Origin of the sequence: Moorena sp. SIO3A2, assembly GCF_010672265.1 — a bacterium.
Classification (GTDB): Bacteria; Cyanobacteriota; Cyanobacteriia; order Cyanobacteriales; family Coleofasciculaceae; genus Moorena; species Moorena producens.
The window spans coordinates 1-17,605 of the sequence record NZ_JAAHHC010000035.1 but is presented as its reverse complement, the minus strand read 5'-3'; the positions used below and the strand labels follow the sequence as shown (position 1 = coordinate 17,605).

Sequence of the window (17,605 nt, the reverse complement as noted above, 5' to 3'; positions counted from 1 at the left end):
TCAACACCTTGGAAGAAGGTGGGGAATTTCGCCCCCTCTTGCCTCCCCCTATCTTGTTAAAAACAATTTTCATCTTAAATCACCAGTTTCGTTCCCATCTTCTTTAAATCAACTCAGCGCCCCCAACGCTTCCAGTGCTGACTTCTGTGCTAGGCTCAAACCAGTAACCCCTGTGATGTTCATACCTTGGTAAGGTCGATCAGGAATCAAGGTTTTAATACACTGACCTGTGTGGGTATTCCAAACTTTAATAGTCCCATCATTACTGCCACAAGTAAGCCAATAACTGCTCACCTGTTCTTGATCAGACCTACCCTGGTGATCTTGATGTTTTACAGGACTAAACCCAATCGATGACCGTACTGAATTCCGATGACCGTGTAAGGTTCTCAGATACTTACCCGTACTTGCCTGCCAAAGCCTAATGGTTTGATCTAAGCTACCACTGGCAATCAATTCACCATCAGGACTAAAGGCGACAGACCAGACACCTTTACTATGGCCTCGCAAAATCCTGACACATTCCCCAGTCCTAACATCCCAAATCCGAACAGTTTGGTCTCCACTGCTGCTAACTAGGGTTTGGCCATCAGGACTAAATGCTACCGACTGTACCCGACTAGTGTGACCCTGTAAAACCTTGAGACATTCACTACTCCTGACATCCCATAAGCGTATGGTTTCGTCTTCACTAGCACTGGCTAGGGTTTGACCGTCTCGACTGAAGGTAACAGACCAAATCCAACTGGTGTGACCCCGTAAGATCTTAAAACATTGACCAGTATTGACGTCCCATAACCGGATGGTTTTGTCATCACCACTACTGGCAAGAGTCTCACCAAGAGGACTAAAACTAACGGATTGCACCCAATAGGAGTGACCACACAATACTTTCAGGCATTGACCTGTACTTACTGACCACAAGTGTATGGTTTGGTCAGCGCTGCTGCTAGCGAGAATTTCACCATTGGGGTGAAATGCCACAGAAGTCACCCAACCGGTGTGTCCCTCTAGTCTCTTTAAACAGTTATCACTACTGACATCCCACAACCTGACCATGTTGTCAGTACTGGCACTGGCTAATTGTTGACCATTGGGACTGAATACTGCTGAAAATACAGAATTGGTATATCCTTGTAGGATTTTAAGACATCGACCTGTCTTGCTATTCCATAGACGTACGGTTTGGTCACTACTGCCACTAGCTACGGTTTGACCATCCCGATTGAATGCTACTGAAAATATAGAATTGGTGTGTCCTTGTAGGTAGTTCAGGCATTCACCACTGCTGACATTCCACAGCCTCACCGTCTGGTCATCACTGCCACTGACTAGGGTTTGCCCATCTCCACTAAACATCACTGACCTTACTCTGTCGCTATGGTTAGTTAAGGTGTTGAGACATTCACCTGTGCATGGGTCCCACAATTTAATGGTAAAGTCAGCACTTGCACTGGCTAACATCGCACCATCAGGACTAAAATTAACTGACCAAATCCGATTAGTATGACCATAACAGATTTGGCGACATTCACCAGTACTAAGATCCCACAGTCTCACTGTCTGGTCATCACTACCACTGGCTAGGGTTTTACCATCTGCACTAAACGCCACCGACAGGACTTGACCGGTGTGTCCCTGACATACCTGACGGCATTCACCAGTGTTTACATCCCAAAGCCTTACTGTTGATTCATCACTACCACTGGCTAGGGTTTTACCATCCCTACTGAATGCTACTGACCAAATAGAACTGGTATGGCCTTCTAAGGTTTTAATACACTGACCTGTGCTGACATTCCATAGTTTAATCGTTTTGTCACTACTGCAACTGGCTAGGGTATTACCATCAGGACTAAAGGCAACAGACCAAACCCAACCGGTATGACCTTTGCAAATTAAAATTGGCTTACCATTCTCGACTTGCCATAAACGCAACTGACCTTCCACATCTCCAGTAGCTAAAAGCTTACCATCAGGACTAAACGCTACTCCAAATACTACTCCTAAGGTTTTAGTAAACACTGACTTGGATAAATCGGAGTGAGCGAAATTGACATCTTGTAAATCCACCCCTTGTAGATAAGCTTGCCAAATCGTAACTCTTGAAAAATCATAGCCTTTTAAACAGATTTCCTGTTGACAAAGGAGATTAATAATATTTCCACCAGCGTAGCCAATGGCTAAGGCAGGTTTGCCTCGAAGAGTTTCGAGAATCTGATTTAGATGGGTTTCTAGGTTACCTTTACCAGTTAAAGCAATCTGTAGACGCTCTACAATGGGTTTGATAATTAGACGAATTTGAGTATTTCTAAGATAATCTTTGGTCTGAGCTTTGAGGATAGCATGAGTTATCAACAGGGAATTTTCCCAGTTATTAGTGTTATTAATGGCAGTTACACCAGCAATAACGTCTTCACAGATTTGCTCAACCAAGCGTTCAGTTACGTATTCCATCACCACTGGTTGTAGGGAAAACAGAGACGCTTTTCTTTCCACAAGCGATCGCTGTTCCAAGGATTCCAGGGTGTCGATCAGTTGTTGGGGTGGTACAGGAGGAAATATATCATCTCGTAAGTCAGCAAATGAGGCTTCTTCTCGATTGATGGCCAGCCAAAAAATTACTGTTCGTTCTGGAGCGCTTAATCGGGCAAAATGCTGCTCTAAAAGATTTTTAATATTACCAAATATTATCGCATCTTGATTTAAGAATTCCGAAATATTACCGGCAAATAATTTCTGGATTGTTGTCGCTAAAATTTTTAGAGCTAAGGGATTACCAGAATAGCGATTAATTAACTGCTTCCATTCCCTTTCTTCACCTTGGAAAGAACCGATAATATTAAATATTTCTTGTCCTTCAGCAGTTTTCAAACCACTTAATTGTAGGGAGCGGACAGGTAGCACTTCTGCTTCAAGCAGTCCAATTTCTTGAGGCTTCTCCCGAGAGGTTAGTACTAAGCAGCTTTGATGGGAGTTTTCTCCCCACCGTCTCAATAGTTGACCGTATTCTTCATATCCAGCTTGATAATGTCCAGCAGCATTGCTTTGAGCTCCCCCTTGTAAAATTGTTTCCATATTATCGAGAACTAGCAAACAACGGTGGGAGCGTATATCATTCAGAAGTCGGGAAATTTTATCGTCTGTGGTATCTGGTAAATCAATGTCTTGCTGATTGGATAGAAATCTCAGCAACTGAATCAAAATCTCTGATAGGTCAGGAGCATTACGTAGGGAGCGCCAAATAACAAACTCAAACTGGTGTTGGAGTTGTTGGGCAAGCTTGATCGATAGGGAGGTTTTGCCCATGCCGCCCATACCTAACAAGGCGACTAGCCGACAGTGTTCGCTCAGAATCCATTGCTGCAACTGGGCTAGTTCTGATTGTCTTCCATAAAAGAAACGAACATCAACGGCTTCTGACCAATCGTGACGTGGTTTTCCGTTCCCGTAGCCTGGCCTTAAGCCAATCCCATCTGTTTCCTCGGTCGAGTCCCCGACTGGGGTTATGCTTTCGAGTGTAGTTGGCTGTTGGTTCGAGGAGATAGTTTCCTGTTCACTGCGCCACCGTCGTTCGAGGGCTGAGCGAAAGTTTTTTTTACTGACTTTTTCCCCCAAAGCCTCTGAGAGAAGTTTCCACAGCTTAGGACCGACATCATGTTTCAGGTAAGTCGGTGAATAGCCATAGGTTTCGGCAATAGTATCATAACTCTGACGCTTCCAGGACCAAGATGCCTCAATTAAGGCTTGCTGTAAATCAGTGAGATGATTTCCCGATTTGGCAAACACTAAGGCATTGGCGAATTCCAGAGCGTCTTCAAAGTTCATATACCGTTTTGATTATAGTTTATTATGCTATAATATAATAATATCGTGATTTACTAATAGTTCAGGTCTTAGGTATTAGGTTTTAGGGCTCAGGGGGTAACAAAATATCCTAAAAAGAGCAATTTAGGGTTAAAAAAGACCGGTCTAGTTATCTTAATCAGACCAATCAACATAAAAATTTTACCATAATTTTGCATTTGAAAGTCTAAAAAAATAAACTATAGCGCTTCTCATACTTATGATGTAAATTAAATTGACGCAACCCTCCCTACTTCCTAAAGGATAATTGATAAGCGATCGCATGAATTATTATGCGCTATATCTAGTGTCGGTATTCGGTTTAGAATCCCCTTTTTTCAAAGAGGAGAGATATCAAATCCAAATCAACTGCAAATCCAATCGGAAATCGGGTAATACCTCCTCCCCAGAAAGAATCTGGGGAGATTGTAGAATTTCTTTTGCTTGACCAGAACGGTAAATCTCAACCTGTTGATTTTGATAGTTAATCAACCAACCGAGGCGACAGCCATTATCCATATATTCCAGCATCTTGTTCTGTAGAGATGTCAGAGAATCAGTTTTGGAGCGCAATTCAATCACAAAGTCAGGACATAGAGGTGGAAAGGTTTCTTGTTCCTCAAGAGTAAGGCTGTTCCATCGGTCTGAGCTAACCCAAGCTGCATCAGGAGAACGTCCTGCTCCATTGGGGAGTTGAAACACAGTAGAGGAGTCGAAAACTTCCCTAGGTGCGCTCTTACTTGGCGAATTAAATTCGCCACGGGTCGCACCTCAAGTTGGGTCTGACGACTCCAAGCTTGGAGTTGGTACGTTAGATCGGCATTACGCCTACCGGTATTTCCTCCTGTTGGGGGCATAACAATCAGTTCTCCATCAGCAGTCAGTTCCAACCGCAGATCGCGGTTAGCTGCTGCAATTTGCTCAAATTCCCGGTGGGTTAACCTCAGGAGTGGTCGCAGGTCAAGAGTTAAGGGGTTCATATTCCCTATTTCCTATTCTCTTTGCTATCAATCCAAGCTATTCAGAAGCTGTCGAATTTTGAGCTGTTGCTGCTCTTCTATTGATTCTGGAAAACTTAACTCGATCGCAATTGAATTAACAGATCCGCTATCAACTAATTGCTCTATAGTTTCCACCTTAGCCAAAAAACTCAAATCTTGTAAGTGATTAGATTCCTGAGTTACCAGTAAACTGATCAGGGGTTTAGTCTTCTGCATGATATCGAGATTGCTAATCTGGTGGCCATCTAATTCCAACCGTAAATCATGAGTGCCAATTTCCGTGATTGTCGCGCTAACGGAATAGTTTTTCCAGTAATCCCAATATAATTGCACCGGTGCTTGAACCTTTTGACGTACCTTGGTCTCTTTAGCTGGTCGGAATTCACGGAAGACTCGTCTGATACTCGTAGCAATAAACTTAAGGGATTCCAGAGGATGGTCTGTTTCAGATCGTCTCTGGGAATACCACTCATTGACATCAGAATAAATAACTAAGACCAGATCATCTTGCTGAGTACCGGTGAGATTAATAAAATCAACAAATAGCCTCACCTGGTCACCCATAGCAACTTCTCGCATCACCCGCCCTCGGACCAAGCACTTGTGTCCGTAGTCTCCTTCGAGTTCCACTCTAATTTGATCAGGGATGTTGGGTCGGGTATTCAGCAGAATTTGGGCACCACTTTCACTAACATTAACGGTTTCACCTCTCCAACTCTGCTGTGGAGTATGAATCACAGCCGTTAACTTCCTTGGCATCCGGTGAGCACGACGGAGTTGGGGTTGCTCGAAAGCAACTAGACAAGCAGCCATCAGAAGGATTAGGTTAAAGATAGACCAAAAAACATTAACAATCACCGCTTGGCTATCCTCCGGTCTTAACCATAGCCACAGAGGTACAGTAAACAAGGCAGCAGTAGCCAGTGCAGCCACTAACACTAGGTACTTGACCGAATCAAAATCAAAGCTGCGCTTGGTAACATTCATCCCTTTATCGGTAACATTGAAAGACCCTAACTTAGGATTAATCAGAGCTAAGAGGGTAACCATTCCCGCCTGGAATGACAGGGCAAATTCAAAAATCTCGTTCCAGAAGGAGAAACGGACGTGCTTGTAGGGAATGTGGTTGGTCTGCATCGATAAAATAACGTGAGGCAGAGCATAGCACAAGGTTTCAAAACCGAGACCCTTAACCGAATTGATGCCAAATAATAAGAATAGAGTGGGTGCGATCGCATACATCAATCGCGGGAAGCCGAAGAAAAAGTGGGCTGTGGCACTCATGTAGCACAACCGTTGGGGCAGGCTCAACCTCACCTTCCGGTTGAACAAGGGATTTTCCAGGCGCAGAATCTGAGCCATTCCCCTAGCCCAACGTACCTGTTGACCGATATAGGCCGAAAATTTTTCTGGCGCTAAACCTGCCACCATAATCTTGTCGTAGTAGACCGACTCGTAACCCTTTGAGTGCAGACGGAAGGCAGTATGGCAGTCTTCGGTAACTGTTTCGGTGGCAATACCTCCGATTTCCATGACGTGGGTTTTGCGAATCACCGCCGCAGACCCACAAAAGAACGCCGCATTCCAGAAATCATTGCCCTTTTGCAGCACCTTATAAAACAGTTCATTACCCACAGGTATTCTGCCTTCTGTGAGCAGATTACGCTCAAAGGGGTCTGGGTTATAGAACCAGTGGGGTGTTTGGACAAAGGAAACCTTAGGGTTAAAAAAGAAGCCAACAGTTTCCTTCAACAAGTTTTTAGCGGGAATGTGGTCACAATCAAGAATAAGCACTAAATCCCCTTTGGTTTTATGAAAAGCTGTGTTGATATTGCCAGCTTTAGCATGATGATTATTATCCCGAGTCAGGAGTTCGGAGCCTAGATCCTCACACATTTGGCGCAACTTTTCCCTACGCTCTGGATACTTTCTGCCATCATCAAGGACATAAACTGATTTTTTATCAGTCGGATAGTCAATGGCTACAGCCGCTAAGGTGGTTTTGCGGACAATTTCGAGATCTTCGTTATAGGTAGGAATGTAAATATCAACCCTAAACCACTCCTCTTGGGGAATATTTTCTAAACTAACTGCTTTACGTTCTTTGATTTTTAAGGTTTGAAAGTACGCCAAAAATAAGGTAGCGATCGCATAAAATTCTGCTCCATACAACAGCAAGCAAAAAACTATATTCAGCCACCCTTCAAAATTCAGCGTATATCGAGTGCGGTAATAAAAATAGCGTAGGGTAGTGAAAGCGCTAAGTAAAACTAACAATAAGTGGAGATATTCACTGGTTTTACGATTCGGTTTATCTTCCTCCATCTGAATAATCACCCGTCCCATCAGGAACAAAATTACAGCAAGCAACCCTTGTTGCCAAATTGGTGGGCGAGCAGTAATTAGAGGAATGAATAGCAATAGTAAAGATCCAATTAGCAACAGCAATTGACGGCGACTTAGCCACTGTAAAATCTGGTCAAATATATAGGGTAAGTCTTCCACTACCCAGACTGTTAGTCGCTGTCGCTGTTGGGGTGTGGTCACCAAGCCTCTGTGACCCGGTTTTGACCTAATCTTTAAAAATGGAATAGTCAATCGCTTCGCTCCAATTCAAAATTATCAATTCAAAATTCAAAAATACCCCATTAACTAATTCATTTTCTTGTAGTAATTGGAAACAATTCCAAATTATAAATTTAGTCATTTTGAATTTTTAATTTGGCATTTTGACTTAAAAAACCGTCATTAATTTCTATCCCTAGCCATTTTTTGGAGATAAAACTGAATAACACCGTAACTAAGCAAGGTTGCAGCTACAATAGCTGGAGCTAACAACAACCAACTTCTTATTATGAAGTTAAAAATTTGCTGAGTCAACTCAGGTTTTTCCATTTGACGCTGGCGCTTTGGCTTGAAAAACTCCATATTATAAGAATTTTGTTGATAAATATTGGGATTTTCCGAGTTAGCACTAATCAGTACCGTGTCTCCCTTGATTTGAGAGAATAGTGGGTCTTGATTTAATAAGTCTTGGACTTTTTCTAAGCCTTTATCAGTTTGAGCACTTAGAGCAAGCAGCACCCGTTCTTTATTCCATGGCGATATAATTTCTTTGATCACCCCATCATGATCAGACCAGGTTTGAATTTGACTATCACTCCGCTGCCTTGTCAAAAAATCTTTTAATTCAAAACCACCAGAAGAGAAAATTTCAGGAAACGGAAATTTATCTTGAGGGCCAATTCCTACCAAATGATGGTCACTGCGTTCCTCAGTGGGTAAAGAATCTTTAGTATAAACTGATAGCTGGATTGATTCCGCTTTGCTTAACCGTCCCAGTCTGTTAGTGAACTGTAGTAATGTCATCAGTACACTGATTGAGGGGTCTTTTGGTAGCACAATAACGGTATTGGATAAATCCTGAGGAGCAGCAAAGGGAAAACCCGTTTTCAGCAACCCCAAATCTGGGACTTTGGCAACACTGGTGCGCTGGAGTTCAAAATTTGTATCACTGTGCAACGTACCCCAAAGCTGTTGGTCAGTTACTTTGCTACAGGAGCGCCGTTCCCGAGCATCAAGACGAAAATCCACCTGGATTTTAGAATAGGGGGTAATGTTGTCACTAGGCAGGGCAACCCTCAGGGACTCTCTAGTTCCACCATCGATGGACGTTAGCTTTTTGCCGATTAGGGCAATGCCATCTAGCTTGACTTCCACTACTGAGGTTTTGGGATTAATTTGGGGGCCGTAGCTATAAATTAGGTTCATATAGTTATCCCCCTCAAACTTATCATCGGGCAATGCCCGGAAGTCAATAGTAATGGGTGGGGAATCAGAACCCCTGACTGTTATATCCTCAATCGGCTGATTGTAGGGAGTTTTGAGGTCGCTGAGCTTGAATGTGGGTTCTACAGGTAAATAGTCTGGCCAATCACGGGATGCAGGGGTTGGCACTTCCTCCAGCTTTTCAACTAAGATCGCTTGACTGGTACCAATTTGACGGTCTTCCGATTGCACTAAAAACTGTACTGCTTTCGCCACTCCTTCTGGCCCATTACCGGTTGCTACCAATACTGCGCCTTCATTGCCAGGAGTGGTGGTTAACATTAAGACCCCGACATCGGGGGGTAAGGCTTTTTCCTTAGCATCGAGAATCTTATTGTTTCCTACAGGAAGGGGTAGTTTCAGGGATTTGAGTTCTGGCTGTTGTTCTGGTGTGCCGATGATCACCAATCGATTACCAGAAAATCGATTAATCCCCGTTCCACTGACCTCTTTAACAGATTTCACCAAGGAAGTCTTCAGGCGACGATAATCCGCTAGCCTACCTAAGGAAGCTTGGAAACGAGCAGTGCTAGTTAACCAATTATCATCAATCTCCTTGGGCAACAGATAAGTAATTTGATTTGGTTCTAGACTGAGGTCATCAAAGATCGGGTAAGGATAGCGATTGAAGTCTAGAGAAACCGGTTGGGGTTCAAAATCAAAGACTATTTTAGAATCGGGTAGAATTTCTGTCCATAGGGAAGGATCATAGGGGTCTTGAGTACAGGTAGGAGAGTTATTCTGTAGCGCCGCAATTGTGATTTGGTTGTAGTTACGGAGTTGGTCTATCGGAATATTAAATAGCACATTCCCAATTTCCCCTTTCTGGCGCTTGAGAGGAATACTGCCAACGCTAACACCATTAATTAGAACGGTAAGATTAGAGCGAGTGGCATAGAGCGCTGGAGAATGGCGAAAGCGAATCAAGGCTTTGACAGATTTGAGTTGCCAATCTCGGGGACGAGTAAACCCTAGCCGTGCTTCGTCATAGATGCCTCTTAAACTAAAACGAGAGCCTACTACTGGGCTGCGATTGAATTCTAGGATGTACTTACCAGCAGGAGGAGCATCGATCTCAGGAGCTTTAGTTGGTGGGGAAGGTAGAGCAAAGGTGGGTTGAGATTTTTCCTTGAGTTCCTCGATGGTACTCTCCCTTAGGGTTTTGTTACTATCAGTGGTACTGCCATCACTTTGGGCAGACACTAACCTTGTGCTTAACCCAATGGAAATACTACAGCTGAGGAATAATAGTAGGACTAAAGAATATCTTTGGAACGAAGGCCGAGGATGATCTGCTTTTGCATCGAACCTCCTCGAAGTAGAGGCTTGATTAGCGCTAGAGTGACCATCTGATCGGTGTGACCTAGGATTTTTTTTGGGTAGATGGGCAAAAGCCTTGCGAAAAAAGGGTGTCATCAGCAGAACGTTTTAACTCTGATTAAAAATTAAATTGCCGCATGGGATGTTTAGCTATTGATACAAGGCTAGCGCTACCTAATCCGGAGCAAGCTAGTTGGATTACCAGCGGTTGAATAAAAATCAGATACACCCTTGAGTGACCAGAATCTGGGGAACGGAATCCTCCCTATGCCAACCTTTTCGATCGGCAAGCTTCCGCAGTCTTTGAGTTAAATTTACCACAGGCTTCTAGGACATTGCCCCTAGAACAAAAGTTCAGTAAAGTTACTTGACAAATTTAATTTTATATGCATTAAGGAAAATCCCTGGATTGGTATAGGGTTTTTAAATGAATTGTAAACAGCGATTACAGTTTTTTCCATTCCCAAAAATCTCTATATAGCTCTTGCCTGTTGCCTGTTGCCTCGTAAGCATTCAGCTATCAGCGTGTCGCGTATCAGCCACAGGATTTGGTCTATGGTCACCCTCAGAAAATGGCGTTGCTGATTCTGGGTATGGGGCGCGGAATCATACCCAGAATCAGCAACGCTACTTTAGCTGCTATCAGCTATCAACAAGCTGACCGCTGACCGCTGACTGCTGAATGCTGACCTACTCCCTGTTCCCTTTGCTATTGTGATCCAGATCACACCAATCGGTCTGGAAAATCACTAAGGTGGGTGAGCTAAGTCGGTGCAGTGAAATTATTGTGGACTGTAGTATATTCACATCAACTTTAAAGAAGTTTTAGATAACTGCTGGAGGAAATAGGTAATTATGAGTAGTCAACAAATTCGCTTCGCTACTATCACCGTTATTGATATCGCTCTGTTGTTTAGCGCCCCCCTGTTAGTACAATTCATTTCACGGATGCCCTGAGAGTGTTTCAAGAAAGCAGGCCGTGTCGAGTAGGTTTAACAAAATTTAATGTACGTTGATAAATCAGGAAATAGGTAATTATGAGTAGTCAACAGATTCGCTTCGCTACTATCACCGTTATTGATATCGCTCTGTTGTTTAGCGCCCCCCTGTTAGTACAATTTATTTCACGGATGCCCTGAGAGAGTTTCAAGAAAGCAGGCCGTGTCGAGTAGGTTTAACAAAATTTAATGTACGTTGATAAATCAGGAAATAGGTAATTATGAGTAGTCAACAGATTCGCTTCGCTACTATCACCGTTATTGATATCGCTCTGTTGTTTAGCGCCCCCCTGTTGGTACAATTCATTTCACGGATGCCCTGAGAGAGTTTCAAGAAACCAGGCAGTGTCGATTAGGGTTAAGAAAATTTAAGCTACCTTGATAAATGAGGAAATAAGTAATTATGAGTAGTCAACAGATTCGCTTCGCTACTATCACCGTTATTGATATCGCTCTGTTGTTTAGCGCCCCCCTGTTGGTACAATTCATTTCACGGATGCCCTGAGAGAGTTTCAAGAAAGCAGGCCGTGTCGAGTAGGTTTAACAAAATTTAAGGTACCTTATATAGCAAAGGGAGTAGGGAGTAGGGAGTAGGGAGTAGGGAAGAAAAATTATCAAAATTTCGACACAGATTGCTATAAATTTAATATAAAGGCCGTTGCGTCAGTCTCTGAATGAATAGGAGTAGAGTGGGCATCCTGCCCGCACGAAAATATTGGGCATCCTGCCCGCACGAAAATAGATTGAAACTGGCTTGATGCCAGTGCCACGCCTGATCCCCATTCCACAGGTGCGCTTAAAATCATTCCATTATAGAGTGGGCATCCTGCCCGCACGAAAATAAGCATGAAACTGGCAAGATGCCAGTTCTACCAAGATACCTATTCCACAGGTGCGCTTAAAATCATTCCATTATAGAGTGGGCATTCTGCCCCCACGAAAATAGATTGAAACTGGCAAGATGCCCGCGCGAAAATAGATTGAAACTGGCAAGATGCCAGTTCTACCAAGATCCCCATTCCACAGGTGTGCTTAAAATCATTCCATTATTAAGCAACGCCATATAAAGCGCTATTTTCTATAAAAACTGTTGTAAACTGAAAGTTGTTGTCAAATTCAGCAAGTTTAGCGAAATAACTTGATGACTACACTTACATCAGAACAGATTTCCAAGTTACGTTCCGAACTGGCAAATAATCCACAAGCACTAGAAGCTCTTGAGGTAATCGAAGAGTGGGATGGTGATTTAGCTGATGCTGCTGAATCCCTAGCCACTCGCAATGGCATTGAAGGAGTAGAAGATAAGGGTGACTTGCGTTGGTTTACTCAGATCCTTAGGCAGTGTCATGGTCATATCTGTCAGCCAAAATATAAAAAATTTAGAGAAAACTACTTGCCTGCACTTATAGGAGTAATAGCTGAGTTCTTGGCGGGATCACTGGAATTTAAACCTCTAGTAGCCGGACTAATGGCTACTCCAATTGCTATCTATATTGAGCAAGAAGGCATCGAAAAATTCTGCCAATCTTACAATCCTAACCCCTAAGTGCCTGTAGCTACGGAAGCTGCCCAATAATAGGGGTTAGCAAAAGGATAGGGTTGGCGCTTAATGGCAGCATATAGTAAGTCATTGAATTTGCGACGATCGCGCTTATTGTTTTCAAATATTTGAGCCATCAAACCCTTAAATTTTTGACTTTTTTGGATTCTTGCCAAGGTTTTACTGTTCAGTGTTCGTAACCAGAATTGGGCGTTAACTAAGGCAGTTGAAACATCCCCATCTTCTAACGTTGGCAGTCGTTTGAGGTTTTTGTATAATTTGATCACTAACAAAGCAGTGGCAAGAGGATCGACTTTCCAGAGGGTGCTGACAACGCTAGGGCTACCTGCATAGAGAAAACCGCTAGGCAAACCAATATATTCATCTAAACCACTAGGTAATCCAGTATCTTCGTCTTTGTTACTTGATTCTTGGTTACTGGAAAGGGTCATCGCAGTTTCACAGGCAGAAAGAATGACAATAAGACATTGACTGAGATCAAGTTTAAAGATTTTATACAAGGTTAGGTCTGCATCTGCTAAAAGTAGGGCTGATTCTAGGGGAGATTGAGATTTGAACGTGCCATGACAGGAAAAGTGGACACAGTGAGCAGAGCGGAGTTGCTTGATATTTTGATTTAGCTTGGCTTCGGTTGCGTCTGCTTCAGCAAGAACAATACTGTGGTTGGGGTCAAAGTATTGTCGGATTTTATCAACTTCTAGTTTCGAGCCAGGCAATGGTTTTGCTTCAGGTCTAGTGGGGTTTTGGATGGCAAATAAGTTATTGAAGTGGGGGCGCTGTTGTTCTTTTGTTAGTTTCAGTAACTGGCTACTAGGAGCATAACTTACCCCTCTTTCAAAGCGGTCGATAAGTAAATTACCTTTTGATAAAGCTAAAGCGTGGAGGGGAAACAGATGCAGGAAACGATGGGGCACTATAATTAAGCGATCGCATTTACCCCCAACTTTCTCAAATATTCCATCAATCTTGGAAATGATGTTATCAATATCTAATATTGTAGCGAGGTCCACGAGACGAGTGGATAGATTAGTTATCCATTGATTTTTTTGGTTGCGGTAGGCATTGGTATAGTCTTTATCCCAGTCTTCCAAAGTTTTCAGCTTTTCAGGAGAGGATGACACAACTATGGGCTGCTGACTGTGACTGGTGACAATAAAGGTAAGAATATTATCCCTGGTAACATACCACTCAATAATAGCGGTGCCTTGATCAATCAGGCTCTGAATATCCCTAAACGGAATAGTTTCTACGGTTTGAGTTAGACTGAAACTGGAGTCATAGTTATCATTGATTTCTTTAAGCACCTGATCTAGCTGCTGTAGCGACTTCTGTAATTCTTGCTGTAGTCGTTTCCGTGATTCCTCTATAGATGGTCGTTGCTTTAGTTGTGTGTTATCGCTATTTCCAGATAGTTTTTCAAAAACTACTTGTAACTGTTTTTCCAATGATGGAATGTTTCGACGCAGTTGATCTAACTCGGTGATTATCCCTTGGGGAACGTTGCCTTTAGGATAAAGGTCGCGGTTGGTGAGCAGTTGCACTAGGTCCCGGGCTTTGCTGCGTTCGACTGTTTCGATGGCTTTATCCAACTGTTCTATATTGATATAGGCTTGCACTAGTGTTTGATAAACGGGTGCATCTCACTTTTGCAATTAAACAAAAATTATAATAAAATTCCCAAACTGCCTACACTACCCACCCTCCCTAAAATCCCCACGCTTCCGACACTTCCGGCACTTCCCTTCTTTTTTACAAAGATGAGATGCACCCTGATAAACTGTTATTGCCTGTGCCAACATCTGTTGACGATTTGGATCATTGATTGCCTCACTGCGACTGATTTCTACTGCTGTGATTGCTTGTTGGTAGGCATCGATGGCGGGTTGCCAGTTACGTTGGTTGAAGTGGAGGTGACCTAAGTTGCGGGAAGTTATGAGACAGTTAATCGGATCGGCTTGCGGGGTGTAAACTGACAATGCTAGTTGGTATGCTGTAATAGCATTTTCGAGATTCTCTTACTTATCACCACGAATTCTTTAACTGTAGGCTGCGCCGAGATTGTTTTGAATCGTTGCCCACTCTTCGGGGAAGTCTTTTTTGGTGTAAACGGACAAAGCTAGTTCGTATGCTTCAATCGCTTTTTCGAGATTCTCTGCTTTATCACCACGGATTCTGTCACGGTACGCATTGCCCAGGTTCTTTTGATTCATTGCCCACTCAATAGGGAAGTCTTCTTTGGTGTAAACGGACAAAGCTAGTTCGTATGCTTCAATCGCTTTTTCGAGATTCTCTGCTTTATCACCACGGATTCTTTCACGGTACGCACTGCCCAGGTTATTTTGAGTCATTGCCCAATTTTGGGGAAAGTCTTGTTTGGTGTAAACCCACAAAGCTCGTTTGTATGCTTCAATAGCAAGTTCTAGATTCGATTCCCTGTTGTGGCGGATTCTTTCACGGTACGCACTGCCCAGGTTATTTTGAGTCATTGCCCAATTTTGGGGAAAGTCTTGTTTGGTGTAAACCCACAAAGCTCGTTTGTATGCTTCAATAGCAAGTTCTAGATTCGATTCCCTGTTGTGGCGGATTCTGTTTCTGTAAGCAAGGCCTAGATTGTTTTGAATCGTTGCCCACTCTTCGGGGAACTTTTGTTTGGTGTGAACTTTCAATGCTAGTTCGTATGCTGCAATCGCTTTTTCGAGATTCTCTGCTTTATCACCACTGATTCTGTTTCTGTAAGCAATGCCCAGGTTGTTTTGAGTCCTTGCCCACTCTTCGGGGAAGTCTTTTTTGGTGTGAACTTTCAATGCTAGTTCGTATGCTTTAATGGCAAGTTCGAGATTCTCTGCTTTATCACCACGGATTCTGTTTCTGTAGACAAGGCTCAGGTTGTTTTGAGTCCTTGCCCACTCTTCGGGGAAGTCTTTTTTGGTGTGAACTTTCAATGCTAGTTCGTATGCTTTAATGGCAAGTTCGAGATTCTCTGCTTTATCACCACGGATTCTGTTTCTGTAGACAAGGCTCAGGTTGTTTTGAGTCCTTGCCCACTCTTCGGGGAAGTCTTTTTTGGTGTGAACTTCCAATGCTCGTTCGTATGCTTTAATGGCAAGTTCGAGATTCTCTGCTTTATCACCACGGATTCTGTTTCTGTAGACAAGGCTCAGGTTGTTTTGAGTCCTTGCCCACTCTTCGGGGAAGTCTTTTTTGGTGTGAACTTCCAATGCTCGTTCGTATGCTTTAATGGCAAGTTCGAGATTCTCTGCTTTATCACCACGGATTCTTTCACTGTAGGCTGCGCCCAGGTTGTTTTGAGTCATTGCCCAATCGATCGGGAAGTCTTTTTTGGTGCGAACTGACAAAGCTTGTTGGTATGCTGCAATCGCTTTTTCGAGATTCAATTCCCTGTCCCCACGAATTCTGTAACTTTAGGCTGCGCCCAGATTATTTTGAGCCTTTCCCCAATCGATCTGGAAGTGCCATTTATTTTAAACTTACATAGCTAGAGCGTGTCTGCAAAGTTAAAATATCACCATGGAACTGTGATCGATATCACCGGCGTTGCTGAATCAAGGAATGAATATAAGGTGGTGCGTTACGGGCATCAACCTCAGGCTTTATTTAAAAATAAGTTGTACAAATTTTCTCTGAAAAAAGTGTGATATCTAGCTTCCAAAAAAAAACTGTTCAGGTTATTTTTACACGAGTCCTAACATTGGATACGAGGGGGTCAGAGCGAGCCCGTCCCTAACACACCCTACGCAAGATTTACTCCCTACTCCCTACTCCCTTTCCTATAAATAACAATAAAAAAAATTCGGTCAAGTTCTGGTTAAACCCAAGTCTTGACCGAATTCTATTGTGTACACAAAAACGAGTACACAATAGGTCAACTCAATGAAATCAATTCTGATGACTAAAAACATTCCACCAGAGTTAGTCAGCAATTGCTCGAAAGCAACCACATTCCAACCTCTGACTTATCCTATTCCATTCTACTTCATCCCGCTTCAGAAAACAACCTTCAATCTTGATGGTGGCCAGGGCGTAAAAGCCCTGGCAAATTCCTATCCTAGTCTAGGTAAAAATATCGCACCAAAGTGGTCATCACCTCACCAGGCTTTTCGGTGGGCTCGGGAGTGCTCCACTCGTAGGGATATGCGTATTTAACGGAATACAGCGCATTAATCGTATCGTGAACCTGTTGAGGAGTTCCGATCAACAAGAGCTTGAATTGATTAGGTTTGCGACCTTGGTTGTCCGGGGTGGGGGGAATGTTTTCAGTCATCAGAATCTTTTCTCTTAAGTGGTTATAGTATTAATATATAAATAAATTAACTAATAGTCAAGGGATTTAGGAATTTTTTTTATTACGAAATATGGGTAATAGGAGAGTGTGGAAAGTGTGGTAATTGTGGGAATAAGTAAGAGGGAATAATATTAAAAGAAAGCTGATGAATTTCTGGTGTTATTATCATCAGCTTTTGTTTATAATGTAAGCACTAATCATTCAGCATTCAGCCTAATACTGAATGGTTAATTAATTGGAGTTATTTTTGGTAATCATAAAAATCGGCGTTGCAGCAATTGAAGTATGAATGCGCGATCGTTTGGTTTTGGTCAAGCCCCCTAAATCCCCCAACTTTGGGGGACCCAACACAGAAAGTTTTGTTCCCCCCAAAATTGGGGGGCTAGGGGGCGGGAGACCCAACACAGAGAGTTTTTTTACCCAAAAAATTGGGGGGCTAGGGGGGCAAAATCATACCCATAATTAGCAACGAAAAAAAATAAGCTTCCTATCTTTTACAACAACAAAAGACAGAAAGGTGACATACTCCCACACTGACCTTTACAGGTTCAGTGTAGGCTTCTTCCCAACACCACCCAACGGTATCGGCTTTCGCCTCCGCTGCGCGAACGGTTACTCGGGAAGCTTATTAGAGTCGATGTCCGGTATTATCCGGAGCACCTCTCCTTCAAAGCCGTGCGTGAGACTTTCATCTCACACGGCTCCTAGATTCTCTCAACCTCTCGGCTTGCCTTTTGGCTTGCTCCAG

General features: G+C 43.1%; 8 protein-coding genes and 2 pseudogenes. 2 read left to right on the top strand and 8 right to left on the bottom strand.

Annotated features, from left to right (window positions below):
- Positions 1-108: 108 nt before the first annotated feature.
- The 4 genes and pseudogenes from F6K64_RS28060 to F6K64_RS28045 form a co-directional block, all read right to left on the bottom strand.
- Positions 109-3,828: a helix-turn-helix domain-containing protein gene (locus F6K64_RS28060; RefSeq protein ID WP_008189139.1), complete on the bottom strand. Its 3,720-nt coding sequence runs from the start codon at positions 3,826-3,828 to the stop codon at positions 109-111.
- Between the two features lie 372 nt (positions 3,829-4,200).
- Positions 4,201-4,826, bottom strand: a pseudogene (locus tag F6K64_RS39130) (Uma2 family endonuclease).
- 27 nt (positions 4,827-4,853) lie between these two features.
- The gene (bcsA, locus tag F6K64_RS28050) at positions 4,854-7,394 is read right to left on the bottom strand and encodes a UDP-forming cellulose synthase catalytic subunit (protein ID WP_008189146.1); all 2,541 of its coding nucleotides are present in this window, start codon (positions 7,392-7,394) and stop codon (positions 4,854-4,856) included.
- Between the two features lie 201 nt (positions 7,395-7,595).
- On the bottom strand, positions 7,596-10,091 hold the full coding sequence (locus F6K64_RS28045; RefSeq protein ID WP_081431853.1) for a cellulose biosynthesis cyclic di-GMP-binding regulatory protein BcsB: 2,496 nt from the start codon (positions 10,089-10,091) through the stop codon (positions 7,596-7,598).
- A 2,043-nt stretch (positions 10,092-12,134) separates the two neighbouring features.
- Between F6K64_RS28045 and F6K64_RS28040 the strand changes: the two genes are divergently transcribed.
- Entirely contained in the window at positions 12,135-12,539 is a 405-nt protein-coding gene (locus tag F6K64_RS28040) for a hypothetical protein (RefSeq protein WP_008189153.1), read from the top strand.
- On the opposite strand, the gene F6K64_RS28035 is transcribed toward F6K64_RS28040, so the two are convergent.
- The 4 genes and pseudogenes from F6K64_RS28035 to F6K64_RS28020 all read right to left on the bottom strand — a co-directional run bounded on the left by F6K64_RS28035 (position 12,536) and on the right by F6K64_RS28020 (position 16,836).
- A complete protein-coding gene (locus F6K64_RS28035; RefSeq protein ID WP_008189155.1) occupies positions 12,536-14,170 on the bottom strand; it encodes a CHAT domain-containing protein in 1,635 nt (544 codons plus the stop codon). The genes F6K64_RS28040 and F6K64_RS28035 overlap by 4 nt on opposite strands.
- Positions 14,171-14,245: 75 nt before the next feature.
- Positions 14,246-14,530, bottom strand: a complete 285-nt coding sequence (locus tag F6K64_RS28030; RefSeq protein WP_008189158.1) for a tetratricopeptide repeat protein — start codon at positions 14,528-14,530, stop codon at positions 14,246-14,248.
- A 42-nt stretch (positions 14,531-14,572) separates the two neighbouring features.
- Positions 14,573-16,024 (bottom strand): annotated as a pseudogene (locus F6K64_RS28025) (tetratricopeptide repeat protein); the annotation flags it as partial.
- A gap of 596 nt (positions 16,025-16,620) precedes the next feature.
- On the bottom strand, positions 16,621-16,836 hold the full coding sequence (locus F6K64_RS28020) for a hypothetical protein (protein ID WP_008189162.1): 216 nt from the start codon (positions 16,834-16,836) through the stop codon (positions 16,621-16,623).
- 538 nt (positions 16,837-17,374) lie between these two features.
- On the opposite strand from F6K64_RS28020, the gene F6K64_RS28015 reads away from it, so the two are divergent.
- On the top strand, positions 17,375-17,605 hold a 231-nt coding region (locus tag F6K64_RS28015), incomplete at its 3' end, for a hypothetical protein (RefSeq protein WP_287264016.1).